The sequence below is a fragment of the Rhodomicrobium vannielii ATCC 17100 genome (genome assembly GCF_000166055.1).
GTDB classification, from domain to species: Bacteria; Pseudomonadota; Alphaproteobacteria; order Rhizobiales; family Rhodomicrobiaceae; genus Rhodomicrobium; species Rhodomicrobium vannielii.
This window is the reverse complement of the sequence record NC_014664.1, coordinates 2,387,501-2,410,804: the sequence shown is the minus strand read 5'-3', so window position 1 is coordinate 2,410,804 and position 23,304 is coordinate 2,387,501. Positions and strand designations below refer to the sequence as shown.

Genomic DNA, 23,304 nt, shown 5'->3' with positions numbered 1-23,304 from the left:
CAGCCTACCGCCGCTCGAACAGCCGTTCCAGATCGCCGCGCGACAGCTCGACATAGGTCGGCCGCCCGTGATTGCACTGCGCGGCGTTCGGCGTGGTTTCCATCTCGCGGAGCAGCGCGTTCATCTCGTCGAGCCGCATCGGGCGCCCCGCGCGGACGCTTCCGTGACACGCCATCGTCGCGCAGATCGCGTGAAGCCGCGCCTCGACCGTGTTCGCGCTGTCCTTCAGTTCGTGGGCAAGGTCGCGGACGAGGGTCTGCAGATCGCAGTGACCTAGCAGCGCGGGCACTTCGCGCACGATGATCGCGCCGGGGCCGAAACTTTCGAGCGCGAGGCCGCTCCCGGCGACCGTCTCCGCATGCTCGGCCACGAGCGCGGCGTCGTCTTCCGGCATTTCCACGATCTCGGGAATGAGCAGCAATTGCCGCGCGATGCGCCCGCCGAGAAGGGCCGCCTTGAGCTTCTCATAGACGATGCGCTCATGCGCGGCGTGCTGGTCGATGAGGATCACGCCGTCCGGCGTCTCGGAGAGGATGTAGGTGTTGTGAACCTGTGCGCGCGCCATGCCGAGGCGCTCGTAATTTGCATCTTCGGAATCGCGGGCTTCGTGCGTCGCTCCATTCGCTGACGACTGGCTCGCATCTTCCGTGTCGAACGCAAGCGCCGTTTCCTCGAACCCAGCGCCGGGTTCCGTCATCGGTTGCGGGTATGTCGAGCGGTACGGACTTTGTGGCCAGGTCCGCAGCGGCGCTCGATATTGCAACGGTTCCGGCGCCGCAGCGGAAGCGGGCGTCAGCGCGCCGGTTGGACGCGCCGCCATCGCGCCCGCGCACCGCAGCGCATCGTGCAGCGCCGAGACGACGAGCGCGCGCACAAGGCTCGCCTCGCGGAACCGCACCTCGGCCTTCGCCGGATGCACGTTTACGTCGACATCCTCGACGCGCACGGTGAGAAACAGCACCGCCAGCGGAAAGCGCCCGCGCGGGACGACATCGACATAAGCGCCGCGAATGGCCGAAAACAGCAGCCGGTCTTTCACGGGGCGACCGTTCACGAACACATATTGCAGCGACGCATCCGGCCGGTTGAGCGTCGGCCGCCCGGCGTAACCCGTCAGCGCCAGCCCGTCGCGTTCGAGGTGAACCGGCTCGGCGTCTTCGCCGAACTCGCGGCCCATGATGCGGGCGAGGCGGGCGCGCACGGCGTTTTCATCGCCATCGGCGGCGCGGGCGAGTTGGAGCGAGGCGCGCTCGCCGACCGTCAGCGCAAAACCGACATGCGGGCAGGCCAGCGCGAGCCGCTTCACCACGTCCGAGATGGCGGCATTCTCGGCGCGTTCCGACTTCATGAATTTGAGGCGCGCAGGCGTCGCGGCGAACAGGTCGCGCACCTCGACGCATGTGCCGGGGCGCGCAGCGGCGGGGCGCACGGGCGATGTTTCACCGCCGCGCACCTCGATTTCATGGCCGCGTGTAAGCGCGCGCGGGCGGGTCACGATGGAAAGCGTGCCGACCGAACCGAGCGACGGCAGCGCTTCGCCACGAAAGCCGAGCGTGCGGATAGCCATGAGGTCGCCGCTCGGCAGCTTCGATGTGGCGTGGCGGCGGACACACAGCGCGAGGTCCGCCTCGTCCATGCCGATGCCGTCGTCGGAGACGCGGATCAACGACAGCCCGCCGCTCTCGGCGATGACTTCGATGGCGGTCGCGCCCGCGTCGATGGCGTTTTCGACAAGCTCCTTCACCGCGCTGGCAGGCCGCTCAATCACCTCGCCAGCGGCGATGCGATTGATTTCGACCTGACTCAGTTCGCGGATCGTCACCCTTCGTCCCCGTGCTTCGGCGTTCGTCAGGCGGCGAGATATTGCCGCGTGAGGATCTTCGCGAGTTCCACGGCGGGCTGATCGAACGGATCGACGCCGAGGAGGTCGCCCGCGAGGATCGTCTCGATGAAGAAGTGCATCATGAGCGCGCCAATCGCCCGCTCGTCGAGCTTCGGCACGTCGATGGTGCGCACGGGGCGGTTCGCCTTGGTGAGCGCGTCGACGATGGCCTTCTGCTGCGCCGCGACGAGATCGCCGATGCTCTTTCCTGCGAGATACGGCGCACCCGCCTCAGCGGCCAGTTCGGCGGGGATCGTAAGGCCGCGATCCGCGTCTTCCGCCTCGGCCACGCGAACGACCGTCATGAGGTGCGTCGCCGGGCCGTCCATAAAGAGCTGAAGCTGGCTGTGCTGGTCCACCGGGCCGAGCGTGCCGATGGGCGTCGTGCCCTCGCCGTTCTTGCCGAGGCTTTCGGCCCAAAGCTGCACATACCACGCGCTGAAGCGTTCGAGCCGATCCGAATACGGCATGAGCACCGAGTTCGTGACGCCGAGATCCTTCGCGAGGCCGATGGAAAGCGCTGCGCCGACTGCGGCGGGGTGATCCTCCGGCATGGTGGCCGAGGAGAGCTGCTTCACGACGTCGAGCGCGCCCGCGCGGAAAGCCGCCACGTCGAGACCGCGCACGAGCGCCGGCAGGAGGCCGACGACCGAAAACACCGAATAGCGCCCGCCAATGTCGGTCGGGTGCGCAAGCAGCGGGATGCCGCGCGCGGAGAACAACTCGCGCAGGCCGTTCGCAACGCCGGGCTTTTTGGGCTCCGTCACGCCGAGGAAGATTTGCGGGATGAGCGCGCCGTGGCCCTGATCCTCGATGAATTTGAACGCGGTCAGCACCTGCGACAGCGTTTCGCCCGTCGTGCCGGACTTCGAAATCGCGATGAAGCGCGTCTTCGGAATGTTGAGGCTTGCGAGGCCGCGCGTGAAGGAACGCGAGTCAAGGTTGTCGCAGAAGCGAAGCTCCGGCAACTTGGCCGCCGCATTGCCGTTGTCGCCCGGAATGCCCCAGCCTCCGACCTGCGCCAGCGCCTGCCCGCCAAGGCTCGAACCGCCCGTGCCGAGAATGACGATGGTTTCCGCACCGGCCGCGAGCTTGTCATAAGCCGCGCGGGTTTCCTCGATGTCGGCGGTGTCCTTCAGAATGCGGAAATGCGCGAAACTGTCGGTCTGCGCGGCTTCCTCAAGCGCCTTGAAGCGCGGCGTCAGCAGCGTCAGCCACTGCGTGAGCCGGTCCGGGCTCAGGCCCGCGTCTCCGATCTTCGTGGAGAGGCTGCCCTCAATCGATTGGCGATAGGATGGATGCGATGTCATGGCGCGAATCCCTTTGTCAGTGCTACCCTCACGATGCCCGCCTCCCAAGGCAAGACATCCGGCTTCAGCTTTCAACAACTGATCGCACGCACGGCTTCCGGCGCATAGAAAAAGCCGCGAGGCGCGGCTTTTTCCTGTTCGTGGCGTGACCGCTTTCCCGCGTATTCGGTCCGCCTACGTTCGGGAGAACATTTGCGCTACGGGATGGAACCGACCACTAGCGGCGCGCAGATTCTTTGGGTCTGAGAGTGTCGGCCATTTCAAGATGCTGCTTGATGGTCGGCAGGAGATTGGTCGCGAACTGCTTTAACTGCTCGTTGCCGCCACGCTGGATGTAGTTTTCCAGAAGTTTCACCGTGTCGCGATGCGCTTCGCGCTGCTGCTGAATATACTGGCGGTCGAAATCGCGATCGGCCACCTTCAAATAGTCAAGCTCCTGCATGCGCCGCTCGTCGATCGTGACCTGCGGCGCTTTTATATTAGCCTTGCTCAGCGTATCCTTGAGCTTGGCGTCGGCAGCACCATGGTCCTCGACCATTTTTTTTGCGAACTGCTTCACATCCTCGTTGTCCGTTTTCTGCAAGGCAATATAGGCCGCCTGAATTTCGAAAAGCCCGCCCGAACTGAGATCGCGCACGAACGCTTCATCGGGAGACAACCTGGGCGTCGAAAGTTGCGCAAAGGAAGGCGCTGTGAAACCCGCGGCGACAAGAAAGGCCGCAACGGCGATCAGGAAACGTCTCATTGAAATCTCTCCTTGAGAGCCGCAAAGCGGCATTTTTGGAGAGTAAACAGGCGAGGTTCAGCCTCGTTCCCCCTTGCCGTTGTATCCGTGCCCGGGAACGCCCTACAGTAGCCGGGCAACGGAAAGCGGCGGCGGCATCGGCAATGACTCTTGAGCAATTGCGCATTTTCGTCGCCGTGGCCGAGCGGGAGCACATGACGCGCGCGGCCGAGGCGATCCACATCACCCAGTCGGCGGCGAGCGCGGCCATCGCGGCGCTGGAGGCCCGCTACAACACCCGGCTTTTCCATCGCATCGGACGGCGCATCGAACTGACGGATGCGGGTCGCCTCTTCCTCTCCGAGGCGCGCGCGGTGCTGGCGCGGAGCGCCGCAGCAGAGCGCGTGCTGCACGATCTTGCAGGCTGCATGGCGGGCACCTTGTCGTTATTCGCGAGCCAGACCATCGCGAATTACTGGTTGCCGCCGTTGCTCCACCGCTTTCGCGCGGCGTATCCGGGGGTCTCGGTCCAGCTTGCCATCGGCAACACGGAGCAGGTGACTGCGGCTGTGCGCGAGGGGTTTGCCGATATCGGTTTCGCGGAAGGCAAGATCGACGATCCAGCTCTGCGGCTGCGCGCCGTGAAGGGCGACAGGCTGGTGCTCGTCGTCAGTCCCCTGCACGAATGGAACGGTCGGGACGTGGCCACTGACGATCTGATGCAAGGTCAGTGGGTGATGCGTGAGCCGGGCTCCGGGACGCGCGCGATTTTCGAGGATGCTCTGCGCGGGCTTGGCGTGGACCCAACCTCCCTGAAAGTTGCGATGGAACTGCCATCGAACGAAGCCGTGTGTGCGGCGGTCCGTGCCGGTGCGGGGGCGACGGCGATATCCGACCTTGTGGCGGAACCGCTCGTGAGCGCGGGGACGCTCGCGCTGGTGTCTCTGCCGCTACCGGAACGCCCGTTTTACGTCGCCCGGCATAAGGAACGGAGCATCAGCCAGGCGGAGCGCGCGCTGCTCGATCTGGTCGAGTGAAACGTCCTTAGCCGCGCAATCGTTCTCATTTCCAGATTAAAACCACCCAAACTATTTGTTGGAATGATTGTTCTGCGCGGGCGACCATCAAGGAAATCCTTGGGGGTCAATCGTGGCGAATATCGAAACCGTATTTCACGATGAAGGCGATTTACGCAAAAGGCGTCGCTTTCATCGCCTCCACCGCGCGCTCCGGCATCGTGTCGGCCAAAGCATCTGGCCCGGGTTGTTCCTCGTCGGGACGATCACGGGCGCGGCTTTCGCGCTGCGGGAAGTCCCGGGCGTCGCCACCTTCAGTCCGCTGATTCTCGCGATCGTGCTCGGTATGGCGTTTCACAATCTGTTCGGCACGCCATCGCGCGCAAGGGAAGGCGTGCTTTTTTCCATGCGCAAGCTTCTGCGCATCGGCATCGTGCTACTCGGCCTTCAACTCACGGTCGGGCAAGTCGCTGCGGTTGGCGGCGCAGGGGTCGCGATCATAGCAGCTTCGCTCGTCGCGACCTTCGTCTTCACGAAATGGCTTGGCCGCATGCTCGGCGTGGAGCGGAAGCTCGCCGAACTGATTGCGGCGGGCACATCGATCTGTGGCGCGTCGGCGGTCATCGCCACGAACACGGTCACGAACGCGCATGACGAAGACGTGGCCTACGCGGTCGCCTGCGTGACGCTGTTCGGCTCCATCGCGATGTTCGTCTATCCCATGCTGCCGGCGATGCTGGGCCTTGGTCCGCAGGGCTATGGCTTATGGGCGGGCGCGTCGATCCACGAGATCGCGCAAGTTGTCGCCGCTACGTTCCAGTCCGGCCAGCAAGCGGGCGAATATGGAACGATAGCCAAGTTGAGCCGCGTGATGATGTTGGCCCCGCTCGTGCTGACGCTAGGTTTCGTCGCGTCGCGGCGCGCCTCGGCGGCTGAAGATGGCGCGCGCGCCTCCGTGCCGATGCCCTGGTTCGTGCTTGGCTTCGTTGCCCTCACGCTCTTCAACAGCGTAGTGGATATTCCGGCGGAAGTGCGGAGCGGTTTCGGCACGCTGACGATGGTGCTGCTAACCATGGCGCTCGGCGCTATGGGGCTGGAAACGAGTTTCCGAAAGCTCGCGGCGAAGGGTCTGCGCCCACTGGCTTTAGCCGCGAGCGCGAGCCTGTTCATCGCGGCATTCAGCCTCGGCCTCGTTCTTTCCCTTCCGGTGTGATCTCTCCGGCGAAGCGGTGCCCGACCTTCAGAAACTCGGACACAAACTCACGGAAGCGCGGCTGCTTTGCCTCCACATAGGGCAGCGGCCGCAGCACTTCCACCGCCGCGAGACCGATGCGCATGGTGAAGCCGCCGTTGATAAGCCCTTCGCCGAGACGCTTTGAAACGCGCGCGGTCAGCCCATGGCCGAGCACCTGAGACAGGATGTCGTCGGTGAACGCGATGCCGCCCGTGAGCGCGAGATGTCCCGCGATAAGCCGCATCAGTTTCAGGATGGCGAAGATGCCGGGCCTGCCGCCATAGATCGAGGCGAGGTTTCGGAGCATGCGGAAGTTTTCATAGGCGACGAAGCCGACCGAGATGATGGCGGCGGGCGAGAGCGTCGTCACCGTCAGCACCCGGCGGCCGGATGAGCCGATGGTCACGCGCGCGAGCTTGTCGAGCGGCACGAGCAGCTCGCGCTCCGTCAGGCCCAGCACCTGCTTCGCATCCATGATGTCGCGCTCGTGTTTCTTGAGCCGCGCGATACCGTCCGCGAGTTCGCGCCTCTCGGCGAAGATGGCGCGGATTTCACCCGCCGCGACGCGGGCCTGTTTCGTGTCCTCGACCATGAGCGCTGAGTCGGCGCGTTTGCGCACATTCGTCATGGCCGAAAGCCGGGCGAGGCCAGCGATTTCCCGCCCGAGGATCATCGCGAAGGAGAAGACGGCGACAGCAAGCAGGATCGTCGCGGCCCAGCCAATCCAGTCGTGGCGGCCGAGGAGCGACAGGAACGTGTCCTGCACCCAGATGAGCATTGCGAGCACGACGAGGCCGCCGACCGCCGAGAGGAAGAGGCCGCCCCATTTCCGCGTGCGCGAGATCGCTTTCTCTGGAGGTTCTGCCGTTGTCCCGGAAGGCTGGTCCGAAGGCGCGAGCGCAGGAGCCGTCGCATTTGGCTGAGGCCCGGCAGCGCGCGGTTTCGCGTTCGGCTGCGCGCCGGGCGGTGGGGCGGCGCCGGGCTTGTCGGGGCCGGGTTCTCCGGCGCGCGACGCGGCGGCTGGCGACACCTTCTGCGCCTCCGGCTTGTACGCGGGCGCCTCATCCCTCAGAGGCACGTCCGCCGAGAGCCTTGGGTCGTCGAGATTGAACGCCGCGGGTGTGCGGCCTTTCGGTTCGCCGGTCATGAGAGTTTGTCGCCGATGAGGAAGTTCAAGGCCCGGTCGAGCCGGATGTGAGACAGCACCGGACTTTCGCCGAAGCCGAGCGCGCGCTGGCGTTGCGGGCGGAAGCGGACGAAGTGCGCCGCCGAGTGCCCCATTTTCAGCCATTCCGGCGACAGCGCGAGCGCGGGGTCTTCCGGCAGGTCGCCGGGGAAGATCGCGAGCTGTTCCTTGCCGTCGAAGGCGCGGCTGCCGAGGCGCTCGCCTTTCAGGGGCACGCCGACGATACATGGTAGGCGGTCGTTGCCCTGCCGCGCCTCCGCCTCGCCCGTCGCGCGGACGCTCGCGAGCGCGAAGGCCTTCACCTCCGCGCCGGTGAAGTTTGCGCGCGCGATGCTCTTCTTGGCGATGAGGCCGAGGATCGCTTCAAGCCGGTCGTGGTTGGTGTGGTGGAGGTGATCCGCCTTCGTCGCGGCGAACACGATGCGGTCGATGCGCCGCCCGCTGAACATGGCGTGCCACGGGTTCTGGCCGTGGCGGAAACAGCCGAGGATGTCGCTCATCGCGCGTTCGAGGTCGGCGACGGCATCCGCGCCCGCATTCACCACGGTCAGCACGTCGGCCAGCACGATCTGGCGGTCTAGCCGCGCGAAATGATCGCGGTAGAACGGCTGGATGACGTGCCGCTTGTAGGAGTTGAACCGTCGCGCCATCATCGCCCAAAGGCTGTTGTCCGGCGGCGCCGCGCCTCCCGGCGCTTCGAGCGGGAAGAAGGTGAAGGCGGGCGAGCCCGCGAGGTCGCCCGGCATCAGGAAGCGGCCCGGTGTAAGGCTGGAGAAGGACAGCGCGTCGTCGCGGCATTTGCGCAAGTACTGCGTGAAAATCTCCGCGCCCTGTTTCGCCGTCTGCTCGTTTTTCTTCTGACGTGCGTTCGTCTCCGCGAGGAACGCCAGCCACTCCTTCGCCGCCGGTTCGCGGCTCGGCTCGCGCGCCATCGCGATGGACTGCCGCGACCACTCCTCGAAGGTGAGGTCGAGCAGCGGCAGGTCGAGCAGCCACTCGCCGGGATAATCCACGATGTCGAGATGCATCAGCCGCGTTGCGCCGAGCGCGCGCCGCATCATCGCGCCGGGCGCATACTCGAACGTGAGGCGAAGCTCGCTGATCTGGCGCGTGCCCTCCGGCCATTCCGGTTCGGCGGCGGTGAGCTTGGCGAGGTTGCCCTCGTAGTCGAAGCGCGGCACGGCGTCGTCCGGCTGCGGTTCGAGATAGGTGCGCAGGATGCGCTTCTGCGCCAGCGGCTCGAAGAACGGCAGCGCATTGCCCGCCATGAGATTATGCACGAGCGAGGTGATGAACACCGTCTTGCCGGAGCGCGACAGCCCGGTCACGCCGAGCCGCACGGACGGCGCGAACATCTGGGCGGCGGTGTCCTGCGCGCGCGCCAACGTTTCCAGCGCTGAACTCGACCAGCGTTCCAGCAAGGCCATTCCTCTCGCGTTCCGGGAGATGAAGCGGCTGTTTTAACAGGAGACGCGGCGGAGGGGAATAACGGCGCTTGCGGCGCTGCGACGCTTGGGGTGTCGGGGTGGCGAGGTGAGGAGCCTTTCGGAATAATTGCGAAATAAACTGGAGCGGCAACTTTTGTTTGGTTATGGTGCGCTTGCGGGGCGATGGTTTGCAGCCTGCTCCGCAAGCGCGGTAGAGATACCCACCATGCTCGGCCCTTTCGGGGCCGAGCTCTATTTTGTCGACCTTAAGCGGGTGAGCAGGCGCTTAAGATCGCAAACTCTTCTTTTCATCATTTTCACCTCCGTTTTCGCTGCCCTAAGCTGCGGCCACAACCAGCTTGGCCGTCGCCGAAGCGGTGGCATCAGCGGCGGCGGCGTCATCAACTGCCTTTTGCGCCGCCCAAGCATCATGCACCGCTTCAATTTCTCCGTAAGCGCCAACCTCCATCAGGCGGTCAACGAACCGGGCATATATTCCGTCCTGAACAAGTCCGCGGTCTCGCATCCACTCCAATGCAGCGTTTGGATTAACCAGCAAAATATAATGGAACTCTCCAGAAGGGCCGGATTTCGTCTGGACCATGAAAAGCTCCCGAAGCTTTTTCATGCGCTTACGCCAAGTATCAACAGCACGCTCTCCAAAAAATCCGGCCTCTGCGGCAAAAGTAACCGGGTTCTCAATGACGATGACGGGGTTATCCGGTGAACGAGCCCAGAGACAAAATAGAGTATGCCCCGCAGGCTGTCCCTTTGATTGCATGTCAACGGCCTGCATTATAATTGGCAGTGTCCGAGGAACTGTTGTGAACCCGTCGTTTGTCTTGCGATGCCACAAAAAAGCTGAATGAAATCCTGAAAAATGCATCTCCATTTGTTGTTTGGAGCGCTCTGCCATTTTCATTCGCTTGGCGGTTGCTTGTCGTCCGTTGGCCATTGTTTTTAGTCCCCGCTATTTTCTGAAACGACAATGGCCCAGAGGAGCCAGCTAAACAATGAGGGGTTGGGCTCATCATAGGGCACCTTTCGGGAACCCGAATTGAAGCCTTAACGTAGCATGATCGGCGGTTCCGCACTATAAATTATTATGAATCGCGCGATATGGCTCCTGAAATTCATTTATTTTATTTATTTTCAATATGTTGTTTTTTTCTGTGTGATCCCGTAATCCTGTCCTCAATGTAATCCGCTGTGCTCGCGGTGATCCCGGGGTTTCCAAAGGGGGTGCTGACCCCACCATTTCATGCTAAATACCGCTTCTGCCTTGGCAGAAAGCGCTGAGCGGCTTAGTAGCAGCGCCGCACTCAGCCGAGGAAAGCCGCTGCACTGCGATGCCGAAACGCAGACCGCGCTGTAAACAGAGCAGGCGGATCGCTCCGCCCGCCCCGCGTCATCACTTCCGCCCGTTAAGCCCCGCCTTGCGGAAAGCGTCCGCGAACGCGCCGCCGCCAGCCTCGGGCCGCGCGCCAGCCTTCGGCGCGGCGCTCATCTTCTTCGGCGTGGGGGCGCGCTGCCCGCCGCCCTGCGGACGCTCGCTCTCCGCGCCAATCGGATCGTCGAGGCGCAGCGTCAGCGAAATGCGCTTCCTCGGCGCGTCCACCTCCAGCACCTTCACGCGCACGACATCGCCCGGCTTCACCACGTCGCGCGGGTCTTTCACGAAGGTCTTCGACAGCGCGGAGACATGCGCGAGGCCGTCCTGATGCACGCCGATGTCGATGAACGCGCCGAACGCGGCCACGTTCGTCACCACGCCTTCCAGCACCATGCCGGGCTTCAGGTCGGAGATTTTTTCGACGCCCTCCTGGAAGGTCGCGGTCTTGAAGGCGGGGCGCGGGTCGCGGCCGGGCTTCTCAAGCTCGCGCAAGATGTCGGTCACGGTCGGCAGGCCGAATTTCTCGTCGGCGAATTGCTTCGGCTGGAGGCCGCGCAGCACGGGCGCGTTGCCGATGAGCGTCTTGATGTCCACCTTCGCCGCCGACACGATCTTGCGCACGACCGGATAGGCTTCCGGATGCACCGACGACGCGTCGAGCGGGTCGTCGCCGTTCGGAATGCGCAGGAAGCCCGCCGCCTGCTCGAACGCCTTCGGCCCAAGGCGTGGCACCTCCTGAAGCTCGGCGCGGCGCTTGAACGCGCCCTTCTGATCGCGATAGGCGACGATGTTCTTGGCGAGCGTTTCGCTGATGCCCGACACGCGCGCGAGCAGCGGCACCGACGCCGTGTTGAGGTCCACACCGACGCCGTTCACGCAGTCTTCCACCACCGCGTCGAGCGAGCGCGACAGCTTCGTTTCCGAGAGGTCGTGCTGATACTGGCCGACGCCGATGGACTTCGGGTCAATCTTCACGAGCTCGGCGAGCGGGTCTTGCAGGCGACGCGCGATGGACACCGCGCCGCGAATCGACACGTCGAGGTCCGGCAGTTCGGCGCTGGCATAGGCGCTGGCGGAATAGACCGACGCGCCCGCCTCCGACACCATGACCTTCGTCAGCTTCAGCTCCGGCGCGAGCGCAACGAGTTCGCCCGCGAGCTTGTCCGTCTCGCGCGAGGCCGTGCCGTTGCCGATGGCGATGAGGTCGACATTGTGCTGCTTGCAGAGGCGGCCGAGGATCGCGAGCGACTCCGTCCATTGCCGCTTCGGCTCATGCGGATAGATCGTGGCCGTCGCGGCGACCTTGCCGGTCGAGTCCACTACGGCCACCTTCACGCCCGTGCGGAACCCCGGATCGAGGCCCATCGTGGCGCGCGTTCCGGCGGGCGCGGCGAGCAGCAGGTCGCGCAGATTTCCGGCGAACACCTTCACCGCCTCTTCCTCCGCCGCCTGCCAAAGCCGCATGCGAAGATCCACGGAAAGATGGCCCTGAATACGCGTGCGCCACGCCCAACGAACCGTGTCGTTCAGCCACTTGTCGGCGGGGCGGCCCTTGTCGGCGATGTTGAAGCGCCGTGCGATGCGCGCCTCATACAGCGACGGCCCCGATGGCGCGGCCTGCGCCGGGTCTTCCGGCTCGAAATTCAGGTCGAGGAAGCCTTCCTTCTCGCCGCGGAACATCGCGAGGATGCGATGCGACGGCATCTTGGCGAACGACTCGGCCTTGTCGAAATAGTCCGCGAATTTGGCGGCTTCGGGCGCGTCCTTCTTGTCGTCCTTCGCCTTGGCCGCGAGCCGCCCGCGTCCCCACATTTCTTCGCGCAAGCCGCCGATCAGGTCCGCGTCTTCGGCGAAGCGCTCCACGAGGATCGCACGAGCGCCGTCGAGCGCCGCTTGCGCATCCGCCACGCCCTTCTCGGCGTCGATGAACGTCGTTGCGATCGCGTCCGGCAGCTTCGTCGGATCGGTCAGCAGCGCGTCTGCCAGCGGCTCAAGCCCGGCCTCCTTCGCGATCTGCGCCTTGGTGCGCCGTTTCTGCTTGAACGGCAGATAGATGTCTTCGAGTCGCGCCTTCGAATCCGCCGCCATGATCCGCGCCTCTAGCGCATCGTCGAGCTTGCCCTGCTCGCGGACGCTGTCGAGGATCGCCTTGCGCCGGTCTTCCATCTCGCGCAGATAGCGCAGCCGCTCCTCCAGCGTGCGGAGCTGCGCATCGTCGAGCATGCCGGTGGCTTCCTTGCGGTAGCGCGCGATGAACGGCACCGTCGAGCCGCCGTCGAGGAGATCGACCGCCGCCTGCACCTGCGCATCGCGCACGCCAAGTTCTTCCGCAATCCGCTGTTCGATGGACTTCATGTGTCTCGCTGCTCCGCTGATGTGGGCCGGCGCGGGAAGGGGCCGGCGCGAATCGCCCGATCATACAGAACGCCGCACCTATGGTTCAAATGACGAGATCGATAAGCCGCAGATCCTCCCCTAGCTCAACTCAACCGAAAGTGTTGCGAGATTGCAGCACAACCGTGCGGTTACGCGGTATCGCTGCACGTTAAGGTTGAGAGGATCAGGCGAATATGCAACCTAAGGCATGGTTAAGTTTGTATTGCGTCCTTCGCGTTGCACATACCCGCCTTCCAGGGCGCAAAAAAGGGGAACTTCTCAATGTATGCAAACAAGGCCTTTGCGGCGCTTCTTGGCGGCGTGAGCATCATCGCACTTTCCAGCGGTTCGGCGTTCGCGCAGTCGACGGTTCGTGTGGACGGCGTGGCGGCCGGAGCGGCGCTTGAAACCGACGCTAGCGGAAACCTTACCGATGGCACGAGCAACGCGACCGGCCTGACCTTCAACGGAGCGACGGCCACAGATCCGGCAGCTGCTCCCGCAGACGGAACTCAGACCGTAACCGACACATCGGTAGCGGTGAACGGATCGTCAGTTACGGCGACACAGACGGCTGTAACGACGACTTATGTTGGCGGCGTTGCCGACCCCACGACGAGCACCGCCACCAACACTGCGACGGTGTCTGGCACAGGCTTCACCGCGACAACGCAGGTCGACAACGGCTCTGGCCCTTCCACGTCGGGCACTGTTGAAGTGACCGGAGCGGGGGTAACGGCCACCGGCAACGCGCAAATCTCGACAACGACCGGCGGAATACAGACACAGTCCGGCAATATCTCATCCACCAGTGGCAATATCTCGACCACGACCGGTACCGTCTCGGGGCAGACCCTCACCGCCGGAGCGGGCGGCATCACGACGACTGGCCTTGCAACGCTCAGCGGCGGCGCTACCATCACCGGCGCCACGACGATCACAGGCGCCACGACGATCACAGGCGCCACGACCATCACCGGCGACACGACCATTACAGGCAACTCGACCACGACCGGTACTGTCTCCGGTCAGGCCCTTACCGCCGGAACGGGCGGTATCACATCTGGCGGCGCGCTGAACGTCACCACCGGCGGCGCTACCATCACGGGTAACACCCACATTACCGGCAACTCCACCGTGACCGGCGCCACTACGACCGACACCCTCGCCGTTTCTGGCGCATCGAGCTTCGGCGGAAATTCCGACTATAACGGCAATCGCATCACGAACCTCGGTGCTCCAATCGCGGCTGGCGACGCCACCAACAAGGCTTACGTCGATTTCAACGACGCGGTGCTGAACGACCGCATCAAGGACGTGCGCGACGGTGTTGCGATTGCGCTGTCGATCCAGACGCCGGACCTCGTTGCGGGTGAGAAATTCGGCGTATCTGTCAACTTCGGCACGTATGATGGTTCGAATGCAATCGGCCTCGGCTTCCAGGGCGTTCTCGGGAAGAACCTTTTCGGCGCCGGAGAGCGCGTCGCCGCGACGGGTGGCGTTGGTTTCAGCACCGAGCGCGACAATGTTGCCGGTCGCGCCGGTCTACAGTTCACTTGGTAAGTTGGGTAAAGTCCAGTTTATGCAGATAAGGTTGCCGCGCGTTGCGGCAACCTTTTTTGTGTCCGAGGAGATGTCATGCGAGTGAGCCTGTTTCGTATTTGCCTTAGCGTTGCGTGCCTGACAGCCTTCGTCGCCAGCGCTTCGGCGCAGTCCAAGGCACCGCCGGCGCCGACGAAACCGCCCGCGCAAACCGGGCAGGCCAAGATGGCGATAGACACGCTCGAAATTGTCATTCTGATAAAATCGACGATCATGGCGTTGCAGCACGCGAACCAGACGGGCAACTATTCCGTGCTTCGCGACCTCGGTTCGCCGGTGTTCCGCGAGCGCTTCGATCAGGCCCAGCTTACGGCGATTTTCGCCAATTTGCGGAACCGGGGGGTCAGTCTCAATCCGGCGCTCGTGCTTGCTCCGAACCTCGTCAGGCAGCCCGAGCTGACGCCGCAGAACCAGCTTCACCTCGTCGGCGATTTCCCGACCAAACCGCTTCAGATTCAATACGATCTCTTGTTCCTGAAAATTGGCGGCGTTTGGCGCATCGAAGGGATCATGGTGGATGCCGTCGCCCCGCCAGCCGCCGTTGTCGCGAACCCGGAAGCGGCACCGTCGAAAGCAAGCGAACCCGCCAAGCCGGCATCGCCCGCCGCGAAAGCCACCCCGACCCGTCCAGCCAATTGATCGCTCGCGCTTTTCCGGGGTTGTATTGCTGACGACCGCGAAAAAGGGTAAACGAATGGTTACAACCGGAGGGCAGCGGATGGACGGGCAACTGGAGGCGGATCGCATGGCGTCTGAGGCTCCTCCCGTTCAGATTGAGACCGAAACAGGCATCGACACCGTCCCCGGGCAGACCATCCCGTCTGTCGTTTCCGAAAAGTTTATCTCGGTGGATCGCGGCGTGGTCATTGCGCGCGCGCTCGATAAGCTTTTCGACACCGGCCAGCGGGTGCTCGCGGGAGACGTTTTTCAGTATATTTGCGCGCTGCGGCAAGTGGAGTCGGCGCGCTGGCTCGATTCTCTCGTGGAGCTTTACGACCCATTCAATCCCGACGATGAAACCGTGAACGTGGTCAAGCTTGGCCCTGATCGACGCACGGAATTGTTGCCGAAGCTCAGGAAGAGTATTATCGAGACTGCCACTGCGGCAAATTACATTCAGATCGGCCAAGATGAGCTGGAGAAGATCCTCGGCGCGGAATATCACCAGGGGTTCGCCGCCGAAGTCGACCTCAAAGAGTTCGACTTTCATCTTCTCTTCTATCGCGGCGATGTGAAAATTCCTGTCAATACCACATCGTGGAAGACCGCATGGCTTATCGAGCGACCGGTCGAAGTAGATGCCTATCGACGTCTGTTCATCGGCCTCAAGCTGAAGCCAGTGGAAACGCGCGTCGCCGAAATCATGCGCATCGAGAAAATCTCGCGCGAGAAAGCTGAAAAGCGCGTCAAGAAAATCCGAAACCAGAAGATGTTGGAAGGGGTGTCCGAAGAAACGCTGCACCTCAAGATCTTCCGCCGCATCCCGAAAAGCGACATAGAGATCCTGTTTCCGAACGCGAAGATCAAATTCAACCTGTTCGACAAGCTGTGGCTCTGGATCGGCTCCGGCGGCAGCACGATTTTTGCCATCGTCATGGCCGCGCTGAAGTTCGTCGCCGCTGTTGCGCTTAGCCTTTTCTTCGTCATTTTCACAATCGCGGGCGCGGTCGGCGCGATCATCCGCAGCTTCACGAGCTTCCTGAACACGCGCACGCGCTATATGGCGAAGCTCGCGCAGAGCCTTTATTTCCACAACATCGCCAGCAATCAGAGCGTCCTCGCCGCGCTGAACGACGACGCCGAGGAAGAGGACATCAAGGAGGCCGTGTTGACCTACGCCCTTCTTCTGCGCTACGGCCATCTCGGCCTTGAGGCCACGAAGATCGAGGCGGACAGGTTCCTGAAGACCGAATTTTCCATCGATTGCGACTTCGAAATCGAGGACGGCTGCCGCCATTTGCGCAAGCTCGGCCTGCTGGTCGCCGACGACGCGGGCGCGCCCCGCATCCGCGATCTGGAGGACGCGCGTGGGCATCTGGAAGGCCTCTGGCGGGCGGTGCCTACGGCGGCTTAAGCTGGCACAGATCGCGGAGACGCTGGCGCGACGAGAATGGGAAGCGCAGCCGAGAGGTAATCAAGCACGGTCATTCTCATCCTCCGTGCCGGACCATGCCATGCATACAAAGGCGACTGCCGTCATCGCGGCCAAAAGTGCGACGTCGCCGCCAGTAATGATCCACCGCAAGAACGGTGCGTAAATCGATATCTCAATAATTTTCGACGCGTTACTCCCTGTGAATACGTTGGAATTGCGACAGGCGGAAGCGTTTCGGGGGCGGATGATAAGCATCCTCAGCCGAAACCGCCGTGCATATTGGGGAACATCAGTTCCGCGACAGGTTCCGAGCCGGAAGGAATTTTGGGTCGAGCGAATCGACTTGGTCCCGAAAAGTCCGCTGGGGTGTAAGCGCTACATTTGACACGACTGGTTTAGCCGGCTGTTTACCCCTCGAAATCGAGCGTGACCGGCACGTGGTCGGACGGTCCCGGCCAGCCGCGCGCATCTTTCAGCACGCTGACGGCGCGCGTGCGCTCGGCCATCGCCGCGCTGCCCCAGATGTGATCCAGCCGCCGCCCGCGATCCGACGCCGCCCAGTCCCGCGCGCGGTAACTCCACCAACTGTAGACCTTCTCTTCCGGCGGGATGACCTTGCGGACGAGATCCACCCAGCGGCCATCCACGCGCACCTTCGTCAGCGCCTCCACCTCGACGGGGGTATGGCTGACCACCTTCAGAAGCTGCTTGTGCGACCACACGTCGGTTTCGAGCGGCGCGACGTTGAAGTCGCCGACGAGCACGGCGTTCGCGTCGTCCGTCCAGCCGCGCTCCCACTTCGCCAGCGCCGCGAGATAGGCGAGCTTCTGCTTGAACTTCGGGTTCAACTCCGGGTCGGGGATGTCGCCGCCCGCGGGCACGTAGATATTATGCAGGGCGAGCGTGCCGCCGCTCGGCAGCGCGACCTTGGCCCCGAGATGGCGCGCTTCCTCCGTGCCGCAGAAGCTCTGACGCGGCAGCGGTTCAAGCGGCAGCTTCGACAGCGTCGCTACGCCGTGATAGCCCGGCTGCCCGCAGATCGCGATGTGCGGGAAGCCAAGCTCGCGGAAGCCTTCGAGCGGGAAAAATTCGTCGCGGCATTTGATTTCTTGGAGGCAAAGGATATCGGGCCGCGTCTCGCGCACAAAGCGGGCGACAAGCTCGAAGCGGAGGCGGACGGAATTGATGTTCCAAGTGGTGATGCGGAGTGTCATGCGCTCGATTCGCGTTTACGGAGGCCTGCTGCCACGGCGACTTCGGTACCGGGCGACGAGGGCACCGCTCATCCCGAGGGAGGCAGGAAACGCCTCATTGCGGCGGATGGATGTCTTGTTTCGCCGTCGATATTCGGACGCCGGGTCGCGCCAATCAAACGCGAGTGAGCAGTTCCAGTGCTTCCCGATTTTTCACGATCTCCTTGTCCGGGTCTTTGCCCTTCGTCATCGTGATATCGCGCGGGAAGCCGCCAAGCCGCACGACGAGAAGCAGCGCCGCCCAGTTGACGCCAAAATCGCTGAAGCGTGGCTCATCGCGCACCACCCCGGCGGCCTTCTCCTTCTCATACTCCGCTTTCGCGGCGAGATAATCGTCGAGGCCGAGGATTTCCCGAAGCCCCGCGACGACATGGGGAACTTTGCCGTCGTTGGCTCTCATTTCTGCAAGGATCTTGTTCTGCGCGAGTTCGATATCGCCATCGTATATTTCGCGCAGCAGAAAGGCCGTTATCGCCGCCTTGGGTCCTGGCCCACCTCGGTTTTTCGCGTCTTCTTCGTTCAAGTCGAAGATTTTATCGGGCGTTTTGGAGAAGGCATCCTTGCTGGTGATGTCGTTCCACCACTTGATCCGGTCGTCCGCCCGGCCCTTGCCGCTGCTTGCGTCCACGCCCTTCAGGATGACGTTCATCTCCCGCTCGGCGAGTTTGAGCCAGCCGTGGATCTCATCGAGCCCGGTGCTGTAAAAAAGATAGTTGAAGATGACGGCGATCACCCCGACAACGCCGACGATGTAGATCAGCGTCTGGACGCTCGGGATATAATCCGCGACTGAAAAATAGGGAGCCGCGTCGAACCAGCGCGGCGGGCGTCCGACCAAGGCTTGAATGGCGAAGGGCGTCGCCACCATGAGGCCGAACAATAAGAGCGCTTTCAGCCAAACCCGCATCGGACCCCCTCAAGCCCAGCTTCTTGAGCGGCGACCCGTCTTCTTCGCGCGCATGCCCCGCCGAAGAAACCGCTCTCACGCGTCCATCAATCGCTTGACCGAGGCTGCTCCGCAATTCAAATCGCAATCGCAACCATAACCGTGACCGGGCTTTGGCGTAAGGCCTCTTGCACAGTGCTTGCGTATCCGCCCGCGCCGAACGGTTACGCGCGGATGAGGTGACGGTTCAACCGCCTGTCGAGCATATTCCACACCCGGCGGATGATCTCCACCGTCAGCACATAGACGAGCGCCGCGGCGATGTAGGCCTGAAAATCGTAGGTGCGCTGGAACGCGAGCTTCGCCGTCGCAAGCAAGTCATAGACGGTGACGACGCTGGCGAGCGCGCTCGCCTTCACCATCAGGATCAATTCGTTGCCGAGGGGGCGCAGCGCGAGCCGCGCGGCCTGCGGCAGAACGATGCGGCGCGCGACAAGAGCGGGCGACATCGCGGCGGCCTTCGCCGCCTCCACCTGCCCGCGCGGCACGGCGCGCACGGCCCCTGCGAGGATTTCGGCCTGATAGGCGGCGGTGTTCAGCGTGAAGGTGAGAAGCGAGCAGTAAAACGGATCGCGGAACAGCCACCAAAGCCCAGCCGCGTCGAGGCTCGTCTGAAACTGCGCCGATCCGTAATAGACGAGGAAGAGCTGCGCGAGCAGCGGCGTGCCGCGCATCATGTAGGTGTAGCCGAAAAGCGCGCCCGACAGCGCGCGCCCGCCATAGGCCCGCCCGAGCGCAACCGGCGCCGCGATCAACAGGCCGAGCAGCACCGAGCCGAAAGCAAGCTCCAGCGTGACGGCGAAGCCCTCTACCATGCGCGGCCCGAAACGCTCGAACAGGGTCCAGTTTATCATCGCGCGCTCCTGAAGCCGCGCCCCGCCGCGCGTTCGGCCCTTGCGATGGCGAGCGTCGAAAGTGCCGTCATGGCGAGGTAAATCACGCAGGCCACCGCGTAGAATTTGAACGGCTCGCGCGTGGCCTGCACCGCGATGGTGGTTTCCCGCAGGAGGTCGCTCAGCGCGATGACGGAGACGAGGGACGTGTCCTTCAGCAGCACGAGCCAGTTATTGCCAAGGCCGGGCAGCGCGAAGCGAAGCATCTGCGGCAGCCGCACGCGGCGAAACACCTGTCGCGGCGACATGCCGAAGCTGCGCGCGGCTTCGATCTGGCCACGCTCGACGGCGTTCAGCGCCGCGAGAATGACTTCGCTCGAATAAGCGCCGAACACGAGCGCGAGCGCGACTAGCCCGGCCACGAACGGCGAAACCTGCACATCGACCGGCAGGCCTGTGGCTGCGGCGATCTTCTGAAGCAGGATCTGGCCGCCGAAATAGATGAGAAGCAGCGTGAGAAGCTCGGGCAGCGCGCGAAAGATGGTGGTGTAAGCTTCCGCAAGGCCGCGCGCCGTCGCGATATGCGAGGTTTTGGCCAGCGCTGCCGCAAGCCCCAGCGCGAGGCCGAATGGAAGCGTCGCCAGCGCAAGGCCGACTGTCATGGCCGCGCCCTCGGCGAGCGCGCCGCTCCATTGCCAGATGACCCCGTCCAAGCCGCTCCCCGCTTTGCACGAACCGCCAAAAGCTTAAGCACGAAGCCTTGCGCCCGGCAAGCCTGTCGGCGCCGTTCGCGGCGCCCCGGCAGACCCGGAAGCGCCGCGCCGTGTCACAAGCTAATGCTTCGGCCGCGCGATGGCTTCCGCCATGGCGAGCGTCTGCCGCGCGATGTCGGCATGGAGCCGCTCCACCATGCGCCCGTCGAGGCTGATCGCGCCCTTCCCCTGATTTTCCGGCAAGTCGAACGCTTCGACGATTTTCGTTGCGGCGGCGACTTCCTCGGGCGAAGGCGAGAACACCTCATTGCAAATGGCGAGCTGATTCGGATGGATGAGCGTCTTGCCGTCCATGCCGAGCGCGCGGCCCTGCACGCATTCCGCGCGGAAACCTTCCTCGTCCTTGATGGAATTATAGACGCCGTCCACCACCGCGATGCCGTAGGCGCGCGCGGCGGCGACCGTCAGCGACAGCCATGCGATGAGCGGCAGGCGATCCGCGCCGGGCAGAACGCGCGTGGCTTTCACGAGGTCGTTGGTGCCGAGCACGAAACAGGTGAGCGGCAGCTCGTTCGAGGCAGCGGCCTGCGCGATTTCCTTGAGGTTGAAGATGGCGAGCGGCGTCTCGATCATCGCCCAAAGCGAAATCCCGGTGCCGTTCGGCGCGCGCTTGCGAGCAAGGTCGAGATCCGCCGCCGTCTCGATCTTCGGCAGCAGGATCGCATCGGGCATCGCTTCGAGCGCGGCCGCGAAATCCGCCTCGCCATAGGGCGTCGAGAAGCCGTTCACGCGGATGACGATCTTGTGCGCGCCATAGCCGCCCGCCTTCACCGCCTCGCAAACCTGAGTGCGCGCGAGTTCTTTCGCGTCTGGCGCGACCGCGTCTTCAAGGTCGAGAATGAGTGCGTCGGCGGCCAGGGTTTTCGCCTTTTCGAGCGCACGGGCGTTCGAGCCGGGCATGTAAAGGACGCTGCGGCGAGGCTTGATCATCGGGTGTTCTCCTTCGGATATGACTCAACTTTGCATTGAGCGGGCAAGCGCTTTGCCGCCATTGGCCAAAATTTTCCGAGCCAAGGCGGCGCTTTCCGCGTAAGACTGTCGAAAAAGAGCGCGCGGTCCATATGGCGAAAGTTCTATCGATCTCGTCACAGGTGATTTACGGGCATGTCGGGAATTCCGCGACGGCCTTTGTCATGCAACGTATGGGGCATGATGTCCTGCCCCTGCCGACGATTCTGCTCTCGAACCGGCCCGGATACAAGGCGCTGGCGGGAGAGCCTGTCGCCGTCGACAAGCTCGACGCCCTCCTTCACGCGGCGGAAGAAAACGGCTGGCTTTCCGAGATCGATGGCGTGCTGACGGGCTACATTCCCACGCCCGAGCATGCGGAGCTCAGCCGCCACTGGATCGCGAAAATCAGAGCGGCAAATCCGGCCGCGCTTTATCTGTGCGATCCCGTCGTGGGCGACTTGCCGCGCGGGCTCTATGTCAGCGAGGCGACAGCCGAGGCCGTGCGCGATGTGCTCGTGCCGGTGGCCGACGCCGTCACGCCGAACCTTTTCGAACTCGGATGGCTGGCAAGACGCCCCATCGCCAGCCCGGCAAGCGCGATTGCGGCGGCGCTGGCGCTCGCGCGACCGACCGTTGTCGTGACCTCCGCGCCTTCGGGGAAACCCGATTCGGTTGCCAACATTCTCGTCAAGGGCGGCGAAGTCTTCGCAACTGTCTCGCCAAGGCGGGCGCTTACGGCGCACGGCACGGGCGACGCGCTTGCGGCGTTCCTGTTGTCCTACAAGCTGAACGGCTTCGTCGCGAGCGCCTCGCTTCGCGCTGCAACCGCTGCCATCGATGCCGTCGTAGAGAAGAGCGAGGGGCGCAGCGAACTCGCGTTGATCGAAACGCAAGCGGTTTGGGCAGCGGCCGACCCGGTTCTTGCGCCGCTGGCATCGCTGCCGGGCCTCGACGACGACGACGACGCGGAAGCTGGTTGACGCCGCATTTTGGAGCAACGGCGCGCGGACTTTAAGAGACTTATTGTCCTAACGCTCGACCGTCGCGACGCGCGTCTTCACTGGCGGGCGGCGCATCAGATCGTCGATGCGGGCCCTTTCCTTGCGGAAATCGGCGAGCAGGCGTCCTTGAAGTTGTCGCGCCTTGGGGATCTTGATCGAAAGCGGGTTGGTGAAGCGGCTGTTGATCAGCACCTCGTAATGGAGATGCGGACCCGTCGACATGCCGGTGTTGCCGAGATAGCCGATGACCTGCCCCTGTCGAACCTTGACGCCCGTCGCGACCCCTTGGGCGAAACGCAGCATGTGAGCATAGGCGGTCTTGTAGCCGTTGGCGTGGCGGATGCGAACGTAATTTCCGTAGTTGCCATTGCGCTCCGCCGTCTCGATCACACCGTTACCGGCCGCGTAGATTGGCGTCCCGATCGGGCCTGCCCAGTCGACGCCGGAATGAAGCCGAAGCGTGTGCAGCAGCGGGTGTTTGCGCCATCCGAAGCCGGACGTCAGGCGGGCGCCGCGAATCGGCGTGCGCATGAGAAACTTCTTCGAGTTCGAGCCGCGGTCGTCGAAATAATCGACACCCTCGTTGCTGCGGAACCGATAATAACCGTGCGTTTCTCCGCCGATCGTGACGGCAGCGTAAAACAGTTCGCCCGGTCGCTCGACGCCATTTTCGTCTTGCACCAGATCGTAAAACAGCTCGAAACCGTCGCCTGACTTTACACGCTGCTTGAAGTCTACGTCATAGGAATGGACTTTGACGAACTTCATCAGGAAGTCGTACGGGATTTCCTGCGATTGCGCCGCGCGATACGCGCTGAGATAGACGGTCGCCCTGTCGCCGACGGTGTCATCCGCCTTGTGTTCGGGCTTCAGGTGCTTTTCGCTCGGCGCGTAGCCGCCTTCGCCGTCGCGCACGATGGTGACGTTTGTCCCCTGATACACCACGGTGATCTTGCCGACGTCCACGCCGCCTTCCTCTGACGCCGAGGGCGTGAGGCCGAGCCGCACTTCCTCGCCCGCACGGAGCTTCCGCGTTTTCGTTATCGCGGCGACGGCTGCGGAAACCAGCCCGGCCTGCATCGGATCGACGCCGACGCCCCTGATGACCGAATCGAGTGATTCGTAGCCCTTCGCGATGATGGACCGGCGGTCGTATCCTTCGTCGGTGCTCTCTTCCTCTTCCATTCTTTTTACGAGAACGGTGGTGTGAGGCTCCGGCGCAGCGAACGCCATATCGCTTCCCGCGAGCCGCTTCGTGTCCTGTGGCGCGACTCCTTCCAGGCCAACTTCGCTCTCGGTGTA

General features: G+C 63.5%; 19 protein-coding genes (1 of these 19 running past the window's edge). 6 read left to right on the top strand and 13 right to left on the bottom strand.

All coding sequences use genetic code 11. The features are described from left to right. Nucleotides 1-4: 4 nt before the first annotated feature. The 3 genes from mutL to RVAN_RS11055 all read right to left on the bottom strand — a co-directional run bounded on the left by mutL (nt 5) and on the right by RVAN_RS11055 (nt 3,937). Nucleotides 5-1,822, bottom strand: coding sequence for a DNA mismatch repair endonuclease MutL (gene mutL / locus RVAN_RS11065; RefSeq protein WP_013419804.1), 1,818 nt, complete (start codon nt 1,820-1,822; stop codon nt 5-7). 26 nt (nt 1,823-1,848) lie between these two features. Further along, nucleotides 1,849-3,192 (bottom strand): glucose-6-phosphate isomerase, encoded by a 1,344-nt coding sequence (locus tag RVAN_RS11060; protein WP_013419803.1) that lies wholly within the window; start codon nt 3,190-3,192, stop codon nt 1,849-1,851. Between the two features lie 217 nt (nt 3,193-3,409). After that, entirely contained in the window at nt 3,410-3,937 is a 528-nt protein-coding gene (locus RVAN_RS11055; RefSeq protein WP_013419802.1) for a DUF4142 domain-containing protein, read from the bottom strand. 143 nt (nt 3,938-4,080) lie between these two features. Between RVAN_RS11055 and RVAN_RS11050 the strand changes: the two genes are divergently transcribed. Both RVAN_RS11050 and RVAN_RS11045 read left to right on the top strand, forming a co-directional pair. Continuing rightward, nucleotides 4,081-4,953 (top strand): LysR family transcriptional regulator, encoded by an 873-nt coding sequence (locus tag RVAN_RS11050; protein ID WP_013419801.1) that lies wholly within the window; start codon nt 4,081-4,083, stop codon nt 4,951-4,953. Nucleotides 4,954-5,065: 112 nt separating this feature from the next. Continuing rightward, nucleotides 5,066-6,145: a YeiH family protein gene (locus RVAN_RS11045; protein WP_013419800.1), complete on the top strand. Its 1,080-nt coding sequence runs from the start codon at nt 5,066-5,068 to the stop codon at nt 6,143-6,145. Here RVAN_RS11045 and RVAN_RS11040 read toward each other — a convergent pair. The 4 genes from RVAN_RS11040 to RVAN_RS11025 form a co-directional block, all read right to left on the bottom strand. Further along, nucleotides 6,111-7,313 carry a YcjF family protein gene (locus tag RVAN_RS11040; RefSeq protein ID WP_013419799.1) on the bottom strand — a complete coding sequence of 401 codons (1,203 nt, stop codon included), beginning with the start codon at nt 7,311-7,313 and terminating at the stop codon, nt 6,111-6,113. The two genes, RVAN_RS11045 and RVAN_RS11040, sit on opposite strands and share 35 nt — an antisense overlap. After that, nucleotides 7,310-8,779, bottom strand: a complete 1,470-nt coding sequence (locus tag RVAN_RS11035; protein WP_013419798.1) for a YcjX family protein — start codon at nt 8,777-8,779, stop codon at nt 7,310-7,312. Before RVAN_RS11035 ends, RVAN_RS11040 begins: the two co-directional genes overlap by 4 nt. Nucleotides 8,780-9,116: 337 nt before the next feature. Next, nucleotides 9,117-9,734, bottom strand: a complete 618-nt coding sequence (locus RVAN_RS19675) for a hypothetical protein (protein WP_210160434.1) — start codon at nt 9,732-9,734, stop codon at nt 9,117-9,119. A gap of 456 nt (nt 9,735-10,190) precedes the next feature. Next, complete coding sequence (locus RVAN_RS11025; protein ID WP_013419796.1) at nt 10,191-12,527, bottom strand: Tex family protein; 2,337 nt, start codon at nt 12,525-12,527, stop codon at nt 10,191-10,193. 303 nt (nt 12,528-12,830) lie between these two features. Between RVAN_RS11025 and RVAN_RS11020 the strand changes: the two genes are divergently transcribed. The 3 genes from RVAN_RS11020 to RVAN_RS11010 all read left to right on the top strand — a co-directional run bounded on the left by RVAN_RS11020 (nt 12,831) and on the right by RVAN_RS11010 (nt 16,224). After that, the gene (locus RVAN_RS11020; RefSeq protein ID WP_013419795.1) at nt 12,831-14,111 is read left to right on the top strand and encodes a collagen-binding protein; all 1,281 of its coding nucleotides are present in this window, start codon (nt 12,831-12,833) and stop codon (nt 14,109-14,111) included. Between the two features lie 204 nt (nt 14,112-14,315). Then, nucleotides 14,316-14,789, top strand: a complete 474-nt coding sequence (locus RVAN_RS20505) for a hypothetical protein (protein ID WP_169309541.1) — start codon at nt 14,316-14,318, stop codon at nt 14,787-14,789. 79 nt (nt 14,790-14,868) lie between these two features. Further along, entirely contained in the window at nt 14,869-16,224 is a 1,356-nt protein-coding gene (locus RVAN_RS11010) for a TMEM143 family protein (RefSeq protein WP_013419793.1), read from the top strand. 428 nt (nt 16,225-16,652) lie between these two features. Here RVAN_RS11010 and RVAN_RS11000 read toward each other — a convergent pair whose 3' ends face one another. From RVAN_RS11000 to RVAN_RS10980, 5 genes are all read right to left on the bottom strand, one after another. Next, nucleotides 16,653-17,459, bottom strand: a complete 807-nt coding sequence (locus RVAN_RS11000) for an exodeoxyribonuclease III (protein WP_013419792.1) — start codon at nt 17,457-17,459, stop codon at nt 16,653-16,655. 154 nt (nt 17,460-17,613) lie between these two features. Beyond that, nucleotides 17,614-18,405: a hypothetical protein gene (locus RVAN_RS10995; RefSeq protein WP_013419791.1), complete on the bottom strand. Its 792-nt coding sequence runs from the start codon at nt 18,403-18,405 to the stop codon at nt 17,614-17,616. Between the two features lie 203 nt (nt 18,406-18,608). Next, complete coding sequence (locus tag RVAN_RS10990; RefSeq protein ID WP_013419790.1) at nt 18,609-19,298, bottom strand: ABC transporter permease; 690 nt, start codon at nt 19,296-19,298, stop codon at nt 18,609-18,611. Further along, a complete protein-coding gene (locus RVAN_RS10985; RefSeq protein WP_041787490.1) occupies nt 19,295-19,990 on the bottom strand; it encodes an ABC transporter permease in 696 nt (231 codons plus the stop codon). Before RVAN_RS10985 ends, RVAN_RS10990 begins: the two co-directional genes overlap by 4 nt. Before the next feature lie 120 nt (nt 19,991-20,110). Next, nucleotides 20,111-20,980, bottom strand: a complete 870-nt coding sequence (locus RVAN_RS10980) for an HpcH/HpaI aldolase/citrate lyase family protein (RefSeq protein WP_013419788.1) — start codon at nt 20,978-20,980, stop codon at nt 20,111-20,113. 131 nt (nt 20,981-21,111) lie between these two features. On the opposite strand from RVAN_RS10980, the gene pdxY reads away from it, so the two are divergent. Beyond that, a complete protein-coding gene (pdxY, locus tag RVAN_RS10975; protein ID WP_013419787.1) occupies nt 21,112-21,981 on the top strand; it encodes a pyridoxal kinase in 870 nt (289 codons plus the stop codon). A gap of 48 nt (nt 21,982-22,029) precedes the next feature. Here the strand turns inward: pdxY and RVAN_RS19030 are convergent, their stop codons facing one another. Continuing rightward, nucleotides 22,030-23,304 carry the 3' portion of a M23 family metallopeptidase gene (locus RVAN_RS19030; RefSeq protein ID WP_013419786.1) on the bottom strand. It continues 726 nt past the right edge of the window, so only the last 1,275 of its 2,001 coding nucleotides appear in the window; the start codon falls outside the window, past its right edge — the gene reads right to left on this strand; the stop codon is at nt 22,030-22,032.

What these genes read in the sequence shown, in the direction of transcription:
- RVAN_RS11040 (WP_013419799.1), bottom strand. Translation starts at nt 7,313, where the DNA reads ATGACCGGCGAACCGAAAGGCCGCACACCCGCGGCGTTCAATCTCGAC.
- RVAN_RS10995 (WP_013419791.1), bottom strand. Translation starts at nt 18,405, where the DNA reads ATGCGGGTTTGGCTGAAAGCGCTCTTATTGTTCGGCCTCATGGTGGCG.
- RVAN_RS10990 (WP_013419790.1), bottom strand. Translation starts at nt 19,298, where the DNA reads ATGATAAACTGGACCCTGTTCGAGCGTTTCGGGCCGCGCATGGTAGAG.
- RVAN_RS11000 (WP_013419792.1), bottom strand. Translation starts at nt 17,459, where the DNA reads ATGACACTCCGCATCACCACTTGGAACATCAATTCCGTCCGCCTCCGC.
- RVAN_RS11010 (WP_013419793.1), top strand. Translation starts at nt 14,869, where the DNA reads ATGGACGGGCAACTGGAGGCGGATCGCATGGCGTCTGAGGCTCCTCCC.
- RVAN_RS10980 (WP_013419788.1), bottom strand. Translation starts at nt 20,980, where the DNA reads ATGATCAAGCCTCGCCGCAGCGTCCTTTACATGCCCGGCTCGAACGCC.
- RVAN_RS11055 (WP_013419802.1), bottom strand. Translation starts at nt 3,937, where the DNA reads ATGAGACGTTTCCTGATCGCCGTTGCGGCCTTTCTTGTCGCCGCGGGT.
- RVAN_RS11035 (WP_013419798.1), bottom strand. Translation starts at nt 8,779, where the DNA reads ATGGCCTTGCTGGAACGCTGGTCGAGTTCAGCGCTGGAAACGTTGGCG.
- RVAN_RS11060 (WP_013419803.1), bottom strand. Translation starts at nt 3,192, where the DNA reads ATGACATCGCATCCATCCTATCGCCAATCGATTGAGGGCAGCCTCTCC.
- RVAN_RS11025 (WP_013419796.1), bottom strand. Translation starts at nt 12,527, where the DNA reads ATGAAGTCCATCGAACAGCGGATTGCGGAAGAACTTGGCGTGCGCGAT.
- RVAN_RS11020 (WP_013419795.1), top strand. Translation starts at nt 12,831, where the DNA reads ATGTATGCAAACAAGGCCTTTGCGGCGCTTCTTGGCGGCGTGAGCATC.
- RVAN_RS11050 (WP_013419801.1), top strand. Translation starts at nt 4,081, where the DNA reads ATGACTCTTGAGCAATTGCGCATTTTCGTCGCCGTGGCCGAGCGGGAG.
- pdxY (WP_013419787.1), top strand. Translation starts at nt 21,112, where the DNA reads ATGGCGAAAGTTCTATCGATCTCGTCACAGGTGATTTACGGGCATGTC.
- RVAN_RS19675 (WP_210160434.1), bottom strand. Translation starts at nt 9,734, where the DNA reads ATGGCCAACGGACGACAAGCAACCGCCAAGCGAATGAAAATGGCAGAG.
- RVAN_RS20505 (WP_169309541.1), top strand. Translation starts at nt 14,316, where the DNA reads ATGGCGATAGACACGCTCGAAATTGTCATTCTGATAAAATCGACGATC.